This window comes from Pelobacter propionicus DSM 2379, assembly GCF_000015045.1.
GTDB lineage: Bacteria > Desulfobacterota > Desulfuromonadia > Geobacterales > Pseudopelobacteraceae > Pseudopelobacter > Pseudopelobacter propionicus.
This window is the reverse complement of the sequence record NC_008609.1, coordinates 1,498,070-1,512,750: the sequence shown is the minus strand read 5'-3', so window position 1 is coordinate 1,512,750 and position 14,681 is coordinate 1,498,070. Positions and strand designations below refer to the sequence as shown.

Annotated in this window: 12 protein-coding genes; 4 read left to right on the top strand and 8 right to left on the bottom strand. The window is 60.6% G+C overall.

Annotation, left to right across the window (positions count from 1 at the left end; translation table 11 throughout):
* The first annotated feature begins 17 nt into the window (after nt 1-17).
* Entirely contained in the window at nt 18-1,022 is a 1,005-nt protein-coding gene (locus PPRO_RS07040; protein ID WP_041532197.1) for a peptidylprolyl isomerase, read from the top strand.
* A gap of 107 nt (nt 1,023-1,129) precedes the next feature.
* Here the strand turns inward: PPRO_RS07040 and PPRO_RS07035 are convergent, their stop codons facing one another.
* The 6 genes from PPRO_RS07035 to PPRO_RS07010 form a co-directional block, all read right to left on the bottom strand.
* Complete coding sequence (locus PPRO_RS07035) at nt 1,130-1,582, bottom strand: type II secretion system protein (protein WP_011735324.1); 453 nt, start codon at nt 1,580-1,582, stop codon at nt 1,130-1,132.
* A gap of 1 nt (nt 1,583) precedes the next feature.
* Nucleotides 1,584-2,054, bottom strand: a complete 471-nt coding sequence (locus tag PPRO_RS21420; protein ID WP_011735323.1) for a hypothetical protein — start codon at nt 2,052-2,054, stop codon at nt 1,584-1,586.
* A 117-nt stretch (nt 2,055-2,171) separates the two neighbouring features.
* A complete protein-coding gene (locus PPRO_RS07025) occupies nt 2,172-4,592 on the bottom strand; it encodes a homocysteine S-methyltransferase family protein (protein ID WP_011735322.1) in 2,421 nt (806 codons plus the stop codon).
* Nucleotides 4,589-5,200, bottom strand: a complete 612-nt coding sequence (locus PPRO_RS07020) for a GerMN domain-containing protein (protein WP_011735321.1) — start codon at nt 5,198-5,200, stop codon at nt 4,589-4,591. Before PPRO_RS07020 ends, PPRO_RS07025 begins: the two co-directional genes overlap by 4 nt.
* A 2-nt stretch (nt 5,201-5,202) precedes the next feature.
* Nucleotides 5,203-6,021 (bottom strand): glutamate racemase, encoded by an 819-nt coding sequence (gene murI / locus PPRO_RS07015; protein ID WP_011735320.1) that lies wholly within the window; start codon nt 6,019-6,021, stop codon nt 5,203-5,205.
* A gap of 148 nt (nt 6,022-6,169) precedes the next feature.
* Nucleotides 6,170-7,390, bottom strand: coding sequence for an OmpP1/FadL family transporter (locus PPRO_RS07010; RefSeq protein ID WP_011735319.1), 1,221 nt, complete (start codon nt 7,388-7,390; stop codon nt 6,170-6,172).
* Between the two features lie 319 nt (nt 7,391-7,709).
* Between PPRO_RS07010 and PPRO_RS07005 the strand changes: the two genes are divergently transcribed.
* Complete coding sequence (locus PPRO_RS07005; protein ID WP_011735318.1) at nt 7,710-8,519, top strand: class I SAM-dependent methyltransferase; 810 nt, start codon at nt 7,710-7,712, stop codon at nt 8,517-8,519.
* A 15-nt stretch (nt 8,520-8,534) separates the two neighbouring features.
* On the opposite strand, the gene PPRO_RS07000 is transcribed toward PPRO_RS07005, so the two are convergent.
* Together PPRO_RS07000 and PPRO_RS06995 are read right to left on the bottom strand one after the other, a co-directional pair.
* Nucleotides 8,535-10,499 carry an HD domain-containing phosphohydrolase gene (locus tag PPRO_RS07000; RefSeq protein ID WP_011735317.1) on the bottom strand — a complete coding sequence of 655 codons (1,965 nt, stop codon included), beginning with the start codon at nt 10,497-10,499 and terminating at the stop codon, nt 8,535-8,537.
* Nucleotides 10,500-10,503: 4 nt separating this feature from the next.
* On the bottom strand, nt 10,504-12,573 hold the full coding sequence (locus PPRO_RS06995; RefSeq protein WP_011735316.1) for a hypothetical protein: 2,070 nt from the start codon (nt 12,571-12,573) through the stop codon (nt 10,504-10,506).
* Between the two features lie 419 nt (nt 12,574-12,992).
* Here PPRO_RS06995 and hrcA point away from each other — a divergent pair, with 419 nt between their 5' ends.
* Together hrcA and grpE are read left to right on the top strand one after the other, a co-directional pair.
* Complete coding sequence (gene hrcA / locus PPRO_RS06990) at nt 12,993-14,024, top strand: heat-inducible transcriptional repressor HrcA (protein ID WP_011735315.1); 1,032 nt, start codon at nt 12,993-12,995, stop codon at nt 14,022-14,024.
* A gap of 53 nt (nt 14,025-14,077) precedes the next feature.
* The gene (grpE, locus tag PPRO_RS06985; RefSeq protein ID WP_011735314.1) at nt 14,078-14,650 is read left to right on the top strand and encodes a nucleotide exchange factor GrpE; all 573 of its coding nucleotides are present in this window, start codon (nt 14,078-14,080) and stop codon (nt 14,648-14,650) included.
* Nucleotides 14,651-14,681 lie beyond the last annotated feature (31 nt).

The window sequence follows — 14,681 nt, the reverse complement described above, 5'->3', positions numbered from 1 at the left end:
CCCCAAAGGAGATCTCCATGAACAGACGAACAATCGCCCTGCGTCTCGCCCTGATGGCGGCGCTTTTCGGTTTCAGCACCCCATCATCGGCAGCCGACGCCAAGCCGGCAAAGACTCCCGCAGCCAGCGCGCAACAACAGAAAGACGTGGTGGCGCGGGTGAATGGGAAACCGGTCTATGCCCGTGAACTGGAACGGGTCAAGAAGGCGCTCCTTGCCGGCCGGCCGAACCAGCAGATCCCCAGCGAGCACCAGAAGGAGTTCGACAAAATGGCGCTCAACCAACTGACCTCGGCCGAACTGCTCTACCAGGCGGGCGAGAAGTTGGACACCAAGGATATCGACAAACAGGTTGAGGCCAAGATGAGCCAGGGCAAGGCCAGGTTCGCCACGACCGAGGAGTTCCAGAAGGCCATCGCCGGACTGGGCATGAACGAGAGCGACCTGCGCGAATACACGCGCCGCGACGCCGTCATCGCCAATTTCGTCCAGCAGACCTTTGCTTCCAAGGTGACGGTCAGCGACGAGGAGAGCAGGAAGTTCTACGACGAGAACCAGGACAAATTCAAGCAGAGCGAGTCGGTCAGGGCCAGCCACATCCTGATCGGCGTGGACCCCAAGGCCGATCCCGAGATCAGGAAGAAGGCACGGGAGAAGGCGGAAAAGCTGCGCAAGGAACTGGCGGGAGGGGCGGACTTCGCCACCCTGGCACGGGAGAATTCCACCTGCCCCAGCAGCCAGCAGGGAGGGGATCTGGGCTTCTTCCCCAGAGGGCAGATGGTCCCCCCCTTCGAGCAGGCAGCCTTCAGCCTCAAGCAGGGTGAGGTCAGCGACGTGGTGGAAACCCAGTTCGGATACCACATCATCAAGCAGATGGGCCACAAGAACGCCGAGACCGTTTCCTACGCCGACGCCAAGGCACGTATCGTCGACTACCTGAAAAATCAGAAGGTAAATTCGGCGATCACCGCCTATCTGGACGATGCGCGCAAAACCTCCAAGATCGAGACGTACCTGAAGTAGCGCACCCGCCCAGCCCATGAAAACGCAAACGGCCGGCCCGGAACAATCCGGGCCGGCCGTTTGCGCTTCTCAAGCCTGACTACCTGCGCCAGGGGGAGTGAACGCGGCTATTTTTTCACATACATGAATTTCCAGTCGCTGTACTGCTGCTTTCCGGCGAAGTCTTTGAGGTCGTCGGGGAAGTTGTCCACCTTGAGTGGCGTGAGCGGGCTGCTGCTGGCCACGCCGATGATCCCCTTGTTGGCATCGCTGATGATCGTCCACTCCTTACCGGTGATGGGGTCGCTGTAGAGACGGCGCAGATAGCGCAAGGGAGTCGCCGAGCGGGGGTCGCGCAGCAGGTCCCGCAGGTCCCTGAGCGGCGTGGCAGCGGGCTGTTTGCCCTGGGGGGTGTACCAGCGGGTAATGGCATCCTTGATCTGGCTGCCGCGGAAGAGCAGTTCCTCCTCCCGTTCCCGCTGCATAATGGTCTTCCAGGACTGCCCTGCGGCCCCCAGCATGATCCCCATGATCACGACGATCATCAGTGCCAACAGATAGGTGAAACCGCCGTTATCCAACCTAGGTTTCAAGGATGCCGAAGAAGCGGAGAATCTCATCGTTCAGGCTCCTGCTCGCGCCTATCGTGCCCCCTTTTCCCCCGGCAGCCCCGTCGGAAGATTGTTCAGCGCCCCCCACGGGCGCTGAGGGCTCCTCGGACGTTGGGGAATCGGGAGCGGCCAGAGGCGAGAACTCTTCCGCCGCAGGCTCCCCGCCGGAGTCCGGTTCCACGGGAAAGGCGCGTTCGTCGAACTCCCCCGACTTGAGCCGACGCATCACCGCCTTGTGCTGCTCCTTCATCAGCTCTTCCACCACATCCTCCAGGTTTTCCATCTTGAGGATGTCGGCATAGCTGGTCTTCATTGAGCAGAGAATCACCCCTCCCTTGTAGAGCAGGGTGACGATGTTGGGGATCTCCACACCGCTGTCCTCGGTCTGGACGTGGAAGACCTCTCCCCTGTACATGATGTTGTGATTGAATCCGAGAACCATGTCGTTGTCCGTTGAACTGGCGACTGGAGACCAGGTACGAGTCACCGTTGTTTGTTTACTGTAGCGCAGCAGGAACCTGGTAAGCGGGAAAAAACCTTCCCGGCAGGCAACAGAGAGCTAATCGGCTATCTGGAGCAGTTTCTTGACCTTGGCCACCGCCTCCATGGCGTCACGGGCGTAGATATCGGCGCCGATGCGGTCGGCGTACTCCTGGGTCACCACAGCTCCGCCGATCATGGTGAATGCCTTGATCCCCACCGCCTTGAGCTTCTTGAGGACCGTGTCCATCTCGGCCATGGTGGTGGTCATCAGCGCCGAGAGACCCACAGCATCCACCCCGAACTCCCTGGCCTTGGCGACGATGGTGGCGGCAGACACGTTCTTGCCGATGTCGAACACCTCAAAGCCGTGATTCTCCAGCAGGGTGCAGACGATGTTCTTGCCGATATCGTGGATGTCCCCCTCCACGGTGGCCATCAGGATTCGGCCGCGGCTCTCCAGAGGCTGCCCCTTCATCTCCTCCTTGAGGCGGGCGAAACCGGCGTGCATGGTATCGGCCGACTGCATCACCTGGGGGAGGAAGAAGATGTTCTTCTCGAAACGCCGCCCCACCTCCTCCAGGCCGGGGAGGAATCCTTCGTTGCTGATCTGCAGCGGGGCCAGCCCCTGGGCCAGAGCCTCTTCCACCAGCCCGATGATGCCGTCCCTGTCGCCGTTGATCACCGCCTGGCCCAGCCGCTGCCGGATCTCCTGGGGCGCGTCCGAAACAGGGGCGGCGGGCGTGGCAACCGCCTGTTCGTCCCGATAGGTCTGGATGAATGCTTCGGCCCGTGGGTCGCGGTTGAGCAGCACCATGGCCGAACGCCAGGCATCCATCATGGCCTTTTCCCTTGGGTTGATGATGGCCGCATCCAGACCGGCGGCCATGGCCATGGAGAAGAACGAGGACGAGATCAGCGGCCGCTGGGGCAGGCCAAAAGAGATGTTGCTGACCCCCAGCACCGTGGAGAGCCCCAGCTTCTCCTTGACCAGACGGATGGTGCGCAGGGTCTCGGCCGCCCGTTTCTGCTCGGCGCTGACCGTCAGGGTCAGGCAGTCGATGATGATGTCCTGGTCAGGAATCCCCTGCCGCCGGGCGGCGTTGCGGATCCTGCGGGCGATGGCCAGCCTCCCCTCGGCGCTGTCCGGTATCCCCTTGGCATCCAGGGTCAGGCCGATCAGGGCTGCACCGTACTTCTTGGCCAGTGGCAGCACCCGGGAGAGGCTCTTGGCCTCGCCGGAGACGGAGTTGATCAGCACCTTGCCGTCGGCCGCCTTGAGCCCCGCCTCCAGGGCGGCAGGGCTGGAGGAATCCAGCACCAGCGGCACGCCGACTGCCCCGCTGGCGCAGAACACGGCCCGCTCCATGGCAACCGGCTCGTCGATCCCCGGCGCCCCCACGTTCAGGTCCAGCAACGTGGCCCCCAACTGCGCCTGCTCCATGGCCTCGCGGCGGATGTAGGAGACCTTTCCCTCCTGCAGTTCCTTGGAGTAGAGCTTCTTGCCGGTGGGGTTGATACGTTCGCCGATGATGGCGGTCTTCTGGCCGGGCCCCACGGCGGTCCACCCGCCCCGGCAGGAGAGCAGGGTCATTCCTTCCAGGTGAGTCGGTTCCTGCCAAACCTGCTGGCGGCCGGCAAGGGCCTCCTTCATGGCCCTGATATGTGCCGGCGTGGTGCCGCAGCAGCCGCCGATCACCCGCACCCCCAGGCTGATCAGCCGGTCGTGGTAGTCGGTCATCTCCCGTGGGGTTCCGGGGAAGACGGTGATTCCGTCTTTCAGGATCGGCAGCCCCGCGTTGGCCTGGGAGATGAGCGGCAGGGAGGTCACCCGGCGCATGCGCACCAGGATGTCGTGGATCCCCTCCACCCCCAGCCCGCAGTTGGAGCCGACGATATCGACGCCAGCAGCGGCCAGGGTGATGGCGGCGGCCTCGGGCGGCGTTCCCAATACGGAACGGCCGTTGTCATCGAAAGTCATCATGGCGATGATCGGGATGGTCGGCGAGACCTCGCGGATGGCGATCACCGCTGCGCGGCACTCCTTGATGTCCAGGAAGGTCTCCAGGCTGATCAGATCGACCCCGGCCGAGACCAGCGCCTCGGCCTGCTCACGGAAGGATTCTTTCATACGGTCGAAGGAAACCTCACCCAAGGGCTCCACGAACTGACCGGTGGGACCCATGGAGCCGCCCACATAGGCCCTGCCCCGCGCCTCGCCACGGGCAATCTCCACGGCGCGGGCGTTGATCTCGGCCAGGCGCCCTTCCAGCCCAAAGTGGGCCAGCTTGAAGCGCGATCCGCCGAAGCTGTTGGTGATGATGATGTCGGCGCCAGCCTCGATATACTCACGGTGGACCGACGCCACCACATCGGGCATGGTCAGGTTGAGTTCTTCGGGAGACTGGCCCGGCCGAAGCCCCCGCTCCTGAAGCATGGTACCCATGGCCCCGTCCAGAATCAGCACCCTCTCCTGGATCGCCTCGAGAAATGGTGTCATGGTGTACCCCCTGTGGTGTCTGTATGTGATGGTTTCGCGGCATCGGAGGGCGGCCCCTCCAGCCCATAGTCGGCGGTCAGCGGTGCGGACAGGTCCAGGTGTTTCAGGATGAGGTTCCCCTCCCCTGCCACCGTCAGCCGCACCTTGGTAATAGCGGGAAAATTGACGCAGACCGTGTTGACGATGGAGTAGACCGCCATCATCTCGGCCGAACTGCCCGATGGCATGGCATCCACGAAGGTGCGGCTCAGGTCTACCAGCGCCGTATCCCCCTCCACCCGCACGTTATTCAGCAGGGCCCCCTCAGGCAGAGCCTTGTCCAGCTCCCCCAGCGGGCCGTTGAAGAGCTCATTCAGGGTTTCCCTGACACAGGAGGCGGTATCCGCGCACGACTCCAGCTCCCGGGCCTCCCGGGCAAGACGGGTCCCGTCGGCCACGAAGAACAGCACCACCCTGCGGCTACCCGAGGGGTGCTGCACATGGGGCCGGGGGTTGGGCATGCGGCTGGCGCGGTACTTGTTCCAGATCAGGAAACCGAACACCAGGGCGATGATCAGGAAGGGGACCAGCAGGTTTATCGTACTCTTCTTGCGTCGTACCGGCGCCATGGCTACCCTTCCTCCCGCTCGTCATCAAGATTCACCTGGTACACATCGCCCAGACGTCCGCCCAGGAAGCGGTTCCCCACCCTGATGAAGGCGGCCGGGACGTCGCTGACAAAGTAGTGGTGGTTCCCCTTTTCCGAGGGGGGGCGCAGAAGCTTCTTCCGGGAGAGGATCTCGGCCACGCTGCGGGCGGTCTCTTCGGCCGAATCCACCAGGGTGACATCGGGCCCCATGGTCTCGCAGATAAGCGGCTTCAGCAGCGGGTAGTGGGTGCAGCCGAGCACCAGGGTGTCCACGCCGGCCTCCTTGAGATCCTGGAGGTAGCTCTGGGCCGTCAGGCGCGCCACCTGGTTGTCGATCCACCCTTCCTCGGCCAGCGGCACGAAGAGCGGACAGGCGCGGGTCAGCACCTCGGCCTGGGCATTGAGTCGTTTGATGGCGCGGCTGTAGGCGCTGCTCTTGATGGTGCCGGCAGTGCCGATGACGCCGATGCGGCCGCTGCGGCTCACCTCAACCGCCCGCTTGGCGCCCGGCTCGATCACCCCCACCACCGGGATGGGGAAGTGGCGCTTCAGTCCGTTCAGGGCGACCGCAGACACCGTATTGCAGGCCACAACCAGCAGCTTTATGTCGCGCCTGACCAGGAAGGAAGTGATTTCATGGGCGTAGCGGATCACCGTCTCCGGCGATTTGGTGCCGTAGGGCACCCGGGCGGTATCGCCGAAATAGATGGTGTCCTCCTGGGGCATGGCCTTGATGATCTCACGCAGGACCGTCAGGCCGCCGACCCCTGAATCGAATATGCCAATGGAGCGCCAGGACACGGGTATGGGTATTCCTTTTTCACTGTGGTGGGATACAACGTAAATGCGAACTATAAACCTATTCTTACGGCTGAGGCAAGCCATTTGCCGCGCCTGTGCGCCCCTGTCCCGATCTTCCGCAATCCATGGCCTCCCCGGTCGGAGAAATTCAGAAGCGGTACCCCAGGCTGAGGGCCAGGAGATGCAGGTCGGAGTCATAGTCGCCGTTGGCGACAGAGCCGTACTGGTTGGTGGACTTACTGCGCCCCTTCTGGAGCTGGTAGCCGTACCCCAGACTGAGGGTCATGCTCCCCCGGCGCAGCTCCCCACCCAGACAGAAGAGATGGCTGTCGGAGTCGGGGATGGCCGGCTCAAAGGTGCTGTCCGGCACCGGGTTCCAGCCGTACAGGTAGCCGGCCATGATTGACAGGCTATCGTTAAACCGGTATTTCCCACCGGCGTTCACGGCAAAGGTGGAGTGCCAATTGCGGGGATAGGTTGCGACGGTGGAGCCCCCCCCCGGTTGGTCCAAGCTGATGCGCAGTTGCTTGAAGGATCTCCAGTCCTCCCAGCGCATGCCGGTCTCCACTACCAACCGGTCGCTGGCCTGCCAGGCCACACCGGCTAAAACCTGCTGGGGCAATTTCAGAGAGGTTTTTCCGTCCATATCAGGATAGACCGCTGGGCTGAACTCGTCTTTTCCGTCGATATCGATCTTCACCTCGCTGCGGTAGGAGGCGCCTATAGTGATCCCCTTTCCGGCATCGATGAACAGCCCCAGGTTGTAGCCCAGGCCCGTGCCGTCGCCGGTGAATTTCTGCTTCACATCGCCGGAAGGAGTAAAGATCTTGTTCTTAAACGTCGCATCCAGCTGCACGATATCCAGACCGGCGGCGATGGAGAGAAAGGGAGCGATGCGCCAGGAGACCACCGGGTTGATGTTGTAGGTGGTTATCTTGGACGTGGTGGCGATGTAGCGCCCCGGCCAGTCCCCGCCCCAGTCGGTTCCCAGCCCGAAGGGGTTGAAGACGGCCAGGCCGGCGCTGATGCTGTCGTTGAATGCATGGGTCAGATAGAAACTGCTGGGGTAGAAGACCGAATCCTTGGTGTGCGAAACATCGCCGCTGGAGTCTTTATACTCCCGGTGGGGGAAGATCAGGGTGGTACCGAACTCAAGCTGGGTCCCGGCTAAGCCGTTGATCTGGGCCGGATTAAAAAAGAGCGCCGAAGGCCCATCCCCGTGGGCGACAACCGCATCGGCCTGACCAAGGGCCGATGCGCCCTGGGTGAAGATGCCGAATCCCGACCCCAGGGCCGGATGTACGCCTCCTGTAACGGTTGCCGCGCAGAGCAGCGCCGCCACAACCACACGCCTTCCCATGCTGTCCATTGTCCCCTCCGTACCTTGACCGCCGGGAAGGCAAAGAGATCTCCCCCGAGCATACCGTCCAGTATTATTCAATTTATTGCTTTTGCAACGGCAAGCGGTCTGATATACCAGAAGCCGTGAGACCTCAATGGCGAATCGAGCTGAATCCGGCAATTCGCCAGCCCTGACCACGCATCCAGGAGATGCGAACCTCAGGCCCGGCAGCCCCATCGACGACAAATGTTGTAGTACGTTGTATCGGCGACAAACGCAACGATTTCTTCCGACCCGCGGCTGCGGAACCCAAGGGGCGGGTCTGATTTTTCCAAAGGGGGGGAACATGGGTACGACAGGCTATATCATGGAGCACCAGGACGAGGCGCTCCGCCTCGACATCAAGACCGGTGGCGAGGCGATTGCCAGACAGGCAGGCTGGGCCGGCATACGTCCCGGCATGCGGGTGGCCGACGTGGGTTGCGGCTCGGGCAAGACCACCGCTTTTCTGCACAGCCTGATCCAGCCCGGGGGCGAGGCTGTCGGCATAGACGCCTCGGAGTCCAGAATCAGGCATGCAACCGAGCATTACGGCACAGAGGGCTTAAGCTTCGTACAGCGTGATTTTTACCACCCCCTGGACGGGCTGGGTGGATTCGACTTCATCTGGGTGCGCTTTGTGCTGGAGTACCACCGCGCCAAAAGCGTCGAGATTGTTCGCAACCTGTCGGAACTGCTCAATCCGGGAGGCATACTCTGCCTGATCGACCTTGATCACAACTGCCTGAACCACTACGGCCTCTCACCTCGCCTGGAAGACGCCATCCAGGGGGTTATGGCCGAACTGGAGACCAGGCACGACTTCGACCCCCATATCGGCCGGAAACTTTATTCGTTCCTCTACGACATGCAGTTCACGGACATCAGCGTCCACATGGACCACCACCATCTGATCTACGGCCCCCTGACGGACATGGACGGCTACAACTGGACAAAGAAGCTGGAGGTGGCGGCCCGGAATTCAGGCTACCCGTTCGCCGAGTACGAGGGGGGATTCGAGGAGTTTCTGGAGGAATTCAAGGTCTTTTTCGCCGACCCGCGGCGCTTCACCTACACCCCGCTGATCGCCTGCCGGGGCTGCAAGCCGCTTTCCTGAGGGGTGTGAGGCAGGCTAGTGCCCGAGGTCCCGCTCTTCGGGCAACCTGCCTTCGCCCGCTTCCCGGGAAGCGTTTTTCTCATAGGTGGAGATAAAGGCCTCCACCAGGCGTCTATCCAGGTGGTTAACACTCTCCTTGCGCAGGATGTCGAAGGCCTCCTGCGCCGGCATGGGGTCGCGGTAATGGCGCTTGGAAGTGATGGCTTCGAAGTAGTCCGCAACCGAAATGATCCTGGAGCCCAGGGGAATGGCCTCCCCCTTAAGTCCCAGCGGATAACCGCTGCCGTCCAGTTTTTCGTGGTGCGCCGCGACGATATCCGGCACCTCGCGGTAGATCCCCTCGAAACTAACCTGGGAGAGAATCTCGGTCGTCTTGTTCACATGGGTCTTGACGATCTCGTACTCTTCGTCGGTCAGCCGGTCCGGCTTCTTCAGTATCGTGTCCGGAACGCCGATCTTGCCGTAGTCATGGAGCAGCGCGGCAACCCGGATCACCTCGCAGAAATCAGAGGGCAGTTCCAGCTCCCGGCAGATGTCCAGGGCGTATTCAGTGACCTTTTCCGAATGACCGGCGGTGAGTGAGTCGCGGGCATCGATGCTGGCCGCCAGCACGTGCAGAACAGAATGGAACTGGCGCAAACGGGCCTCGATCAGTTCGCTGTTGCGGATACTGATGGCGATAACCGACGAGATCCCCATCAGCAGGCTGATGTCGCTCTGGACCAGCGGTTTCTTGGTATTCACGTTGTCCACGGCCAGTACGCCGATGGTGTCCCCCTCGCAGACAATGGGACAGCAGATGAACGAGCGTGTGCCGATCTGCCGGACAATGTTCAGGCTGCGGGGGGAGAGACTTCCCTCCACGTCCTTCAGATCATTGACCAGCAGCGGCCGCCGCTCCCGGAAACAACTGAAAAAAATCCCCGTGGATTCGGGATTGTCCAGACTGAAGGAGAGATTGTCGAAAACGAGCAACTGGTCGGAAGAGTAGCCGTAGCCGGCATGTATCTCCAGCCTGGTTTTTTCCGCATTGGCCAGGAGAATGACACCCCGGTCGTAGTTGAGCCGATTCTCCATGATCCGGGCAACACTGGCGAGCACCTCACCGGTCGTCATGTACATGCTCAGCGCCTGCCCCACCTCGTTGGTCATCAGGGCGTTGCTGTAATTGATATTGATCTGTTCCAGCAGGTTTTCACTGGAATCCCTGGTGTTGTTGAGGCTCGCGACGAGCTCCCGCTTCTCGCTTTCCGCGGCGGCAATAACCACGACCAGCAGCAGCAACAGCGAAAGCGGCAGGCTGTTCTTCAGGAGTGCCACCTGCCCCGTCAGCAGCAAACCCAGATTGCAGAGGGCCAGCAACAGGGCCACGATGTTTCTTACCTTCTTGAATACGTCGGCAAGGGTTCTCTCCCAGGAGATGATATAGCGGCAGACCCGCCCCCCCTTGAAGGCGCACTCCGGATGACGGATAACGGGGTTCTTGTAGTTGAACATCAGCACAATGGTCTCGAAAAAACCGATCCTGTTCTCGCACTGGAACGGTTTTTCCAACCCTTCCACGACAGGGCTCACCACCACCTCGACCCTGTTGGCGGCGATCCTGCGCGATTTGTAGTGGGATGATCTGGCAAAGTTGGCGGCGGTCTTGTCGATCAGCTCGAAGGTGTGGGCCGCGCCCACCAGACCGAGGACATACTTTCTCATGGCGCCCAGGGCATCGGGGGATGCCGCATAACGGCCGGCCTCGCGGGCGATGCCCGGATTCCCGGTCATCTGGACCAGCTTCTCGTAAAAACGGTCCACCTGCTCCTGGTTGAACCAGTGCCCCTGGTCGGCAACCTCATACTCCTTCATTCCCGCATACTCGAGCAGTTCACCCACGTTAACGTAGCCGTAGCGGAAGCGGATCAGACGTAGGTAGGAGTCGATTATCCGGCTGTTGTAGAGCTGGCTTTGTGACAGATCGGCAGGATCCATGGCATCACCGCGTGTCGCCAGTACGGGCACCTTTCTCGTCCCCCCCGAACAGGTCGTCGCAATATTTGAAGAAGTCGTCCAGGTAGCGCAGGTTCAGAATCCAGAGCATGTACATCTTTTCATAGGGTATGGACTGCTGTTCGACATAGGCGCGGGGATAGATCAGCACCGGCATCTCCTCGCCCTCATACTGGCTCGACAGTTTTTCAAGGGATATATCCACTACCTGGCGGGGGATGGTTTCATCCAACACCATCAGCGTAGCGCAGTTGGTGAGATTAGCCATATTGAAACCGGCATCGGTGATCGTGGTAATCGCCAGGGCCTTCAAGGTTCCTTCGTGAAACAGCGAGTAGAAGCGCCGCTTCTTGACGAACCCCAGACGCCGGTACTCTTCTTCCAGGTCATCGAGGCAGGACGTTTCGGGTCGCAGGTCAAAGGCATCGATCATCAGACCGCCGGACACATAGCCATAGAAGTTTCCCAGCTCGGTCAAGTCGGAGGCGCCATTGGTCTCGACCAGTTCCCAGCCGCCAGGCATCCCGCGGCGCTCCTCGCCCTCCTTCTTCAGGTAATGGGCATAGGCGAACTCGTCCAGCGAACAGCCCCGGGGATTGGCGAGTTGGCGTGCAAAGCCTCCGAACACCCGGTTGGGGAACTTGTTGGCCGGCCTGAAATAGCAGTAGACATAGTGCAGATGGGCAAAATAGAGGTTATGCAGCTCATTCACGTACTGGGTGATCTGATTGAGCACCGTCAGCCCGGCCTTCAGCGAAACGGTCTTGCGCGCGGCATGGTGGTGGATCAGCCAGGAGTTCTCATAGAAGCGCACCATAGCCATGTGCCCCAGGATCGCCCCCCGGTCCTGGTAGATGAAGTGCCGCGCGATGTGGGGCGTCTCTTCGTACAACCTGATATAGGTCTTCTTGATCTCCTCCTTGCGGGCCTGAAAGAAGGCATACTTTTCCGGATAGATGAATCCGGTTTCGAAGAAGAAGTCCCACAGGGCGTCCATATCCACGTTGTTGCAGACATAGGAGTGACTGTTGCCGGCCTGGTGCAGAAGGGACAGGAGCCGCACATGTTGGTGGATATCCATGTCCAGGATCGTCAGGCCGCACCTGACATCCCTCTCCCCATCCCCCTTGTCGATGACATTGCGGGAGAGCACCTGGGCCTTGCAGGCAATACTGAAGCCGTGGGCAAGGGCCAGCTCAAGTTCCGGTATGATCATGCCCGGCATCAGCACCGAATCCTCTTCGTTCTCCATCACCGCCACACCGGCACCGGACAGGTCAACCGCCTTCAGGTTGATCGTCGATGCGATTAAAGGGTGCCTGAATACGACGTTGGGCGCGGGCACCAACTGGTGTCGCCGGGTACGGTACTGTTTCGGCGGAAACCTGCGGATGGAGCTGTTGACCGGGCTGAGCACAAAGGTTCGCGTTGACTGCCTGGTGCTGGAGCGGATGATGCTGCACTCACCGGAATAGATCAGTTGATCCCCGTCATAGAGGTGCAGGTCAACGGGGATATCGGGGTTGATCCAGCTGAATGTCTGGGGTGCATCCTGGTCCCCCTCCACCCGCAGGGCGACCGGCGTGAAATCCATCAAAACGCCGTGGAAGGGCGCACTGTTCTGGGTGAACTGGGCCCTGATCCCCGCGACGGGATGGCGCTTTATCTTTCTCAACTTGAACTCGCGGCAGGTAAGCGGAAGCAGAAAACTGATCCCCTCCGCGCTGCTGTTGATCAGTTTGGGCCGCGCCAGGAGCGGTTTTTTCCCGTCGGGAATCAGCAGGTGGTCGAACTGGTAATTCCTCATGACCTGGGGAAGCGCTGCTGTATCCACCCAGCAGCAGTCGAGCTGCTCCCCGGCGCAGGGAAGCGGCTTGATCTTCAGGCCGAGGCTGCTGTCATACTTCGCGTGTCTGAAATGGGCGATGATGGTTTCATCCTGAAAATTAATAAAATTCAGCTTGTTGACCAACTGCCGCCTGTTAACGCTTTTGCCGTTGCTCGCTTCCCGGCCCTGCGGGACGTCCTGGGGACAGTCGGGGGGGGGGACAGACATTGCCGTTTCTCCTCTGCAACTAGTGGCTGGGAGGCGTCGCGGGCTTCTCCGCCGTTTTCAGCCGATCACCTCCGGACCCTACCGCCCATGCCGGGGGTGAAACGGTCCAACCGTTGCGCACACCACCCCACAGCGTCCTACAGTAGCATAAAATCAAAACATTACAATCCCTTGGAAAGCCACATGTGAAAAAAAGAATCGGGTGTTCGTGATCGAAATCACATACATTGGAGAGGCAACACACGGTGACGCTTCTCCATTCGACCCGACATTCCGGGCAGGGCATGCGAAACAGGCGGACAGGTTTCCGATAACGGATCAGACCGGCAAATCCCCTTGACAAATCATAGGTCACTGATTAAATTCAGAAGGAAATTAGCACTCTCCAGTCATGAGTGCTATTTTTTTGAGGTCATGGAATGGATGTGAAGCTCTCACCAAGAAGCAGACAGATACTCGAGGCCATCGTCGAAGACTATATCGCGACAGCCGAACCGGTGGGCAGCAGCGCCGTGGCCCGCCGACACGCCATGACGCTCTCACCGGCAACGGTCCGCAACGTCATGGCCAATCTGGAGGAACTCGGGCTGTTGACCTCGCCCCACACCTCCGCGGGAAGAATCCCCACCGAAAAGGCCTACCGTTTCTACGTAGATTCACTGGTGGCGTTGCGCAAGGTGACCCGCGAAGAGAAGAAACAGATCATCCACAGCTGTCGCCGGTCCGGCGCGGGACTGACCGAGATCCTTAAGGAAACCAGCCGCGCCCTCTCGTCCCTGTCCAACTACATGGGCATCGTGGTGGCCCCCAGCATAACCTCCGACGTGTTCCGCTACATCGAATTCATCCACCTGGGACCCCGCCGGGTGCTGGCCATCCTTGTCTCCAGGAACGGATCGGTGCAAAACAGGCTGGTGGAAACGGATGAGGAAATTTCTCCGGACGACCTGGTAAAAATGGGCAACTACCTGAACGAACTGATGCAGGGGCTGACCATCTCCCAGGCCAGGGAACGGATCCTGGAAGAAATGAAAAAGGAAAAGACCCAGTACGACCACCTGCTCTCCCAGGCACTGCGCATCAGCAAGCAGGCGGTGAGCGTGGAACGAGACGAAATATTCCTGGAGGGGCAGGCCCGCATCCTGGACCAACCGGAGTTCAGCGATGTAACCAGAATGAGGGACATTTTCCGGGCCTTCGAGGAAAAGGGGCGCCTGCTGCAGCTGCTCGGCCGCTGCATGTCCGCCGAGGGTGTGCGCATTTTCATCGGATCCGAAGCCCCGCTCAGCCAGACCGCCGGCGTCAGCTTGATCACCTCGCGATTCGTCACCAGCAGCAACGCCGTGGGGATGCTGGGAATCATCGGCCCCACCCGCATGGGTTATTCCAGCGTCATCCCCATCGTCGACTATACAGCCCGCCTGTTGAGCCGTTTCCTGAACAACGACTGACCGCCAGGACATTCGCATCAAAAATGAAACGCACAAAAAGGACTCACTGAACCATGAAAAAGCATGTAACAGAAGAACAGAAAACTTCCGCCGCACCCGAGGCGGAACAGGCATCTCCCGAAAGCAGCGCTGCCGAGGCTGCCACCCCGGAAGAACGCATCTCGCGGCTCGAGGAGCAACTGGCCGCCAAAGAGGCCGAGTGTCGCGAGAACTGGGACCGTTTCGTGCGTGAACGCGCCGATCTGGAGAACTTCCGCAAACGGTCCAACCGGGAAAAGGAAGAGCTGCTCAACTACGGTACAAAATCACTACTTGAAGAGATACTGCCGGTGGTGGACAACCTGGAGCGAGCGCTTTCCCATGCCAACGAAAACGGTTCGACAGGCCTGACGGAAGGGGTCCAGATGATCCACGGCTTGCTGCTCAACGCCATGAAGAAGTTCGGAGTCACCCCCCTGGAAACGTCCGGCGCCCCGTTCGACCCCTCCTTCCACCAGGCAATGACCCAGATCCCCACCGATGAGCACCCACCCAATACGGTGGTGGAGGAGTTCCAGAAGGGCTACCTGCTCAAGGAGCGCCTGCTGCGTCCCGCCATGGTTTCGGTGGCCACGGCGCCCAAGTAAGCCCCGTTCCTCTCCGCGGAGGGTAAGCGGC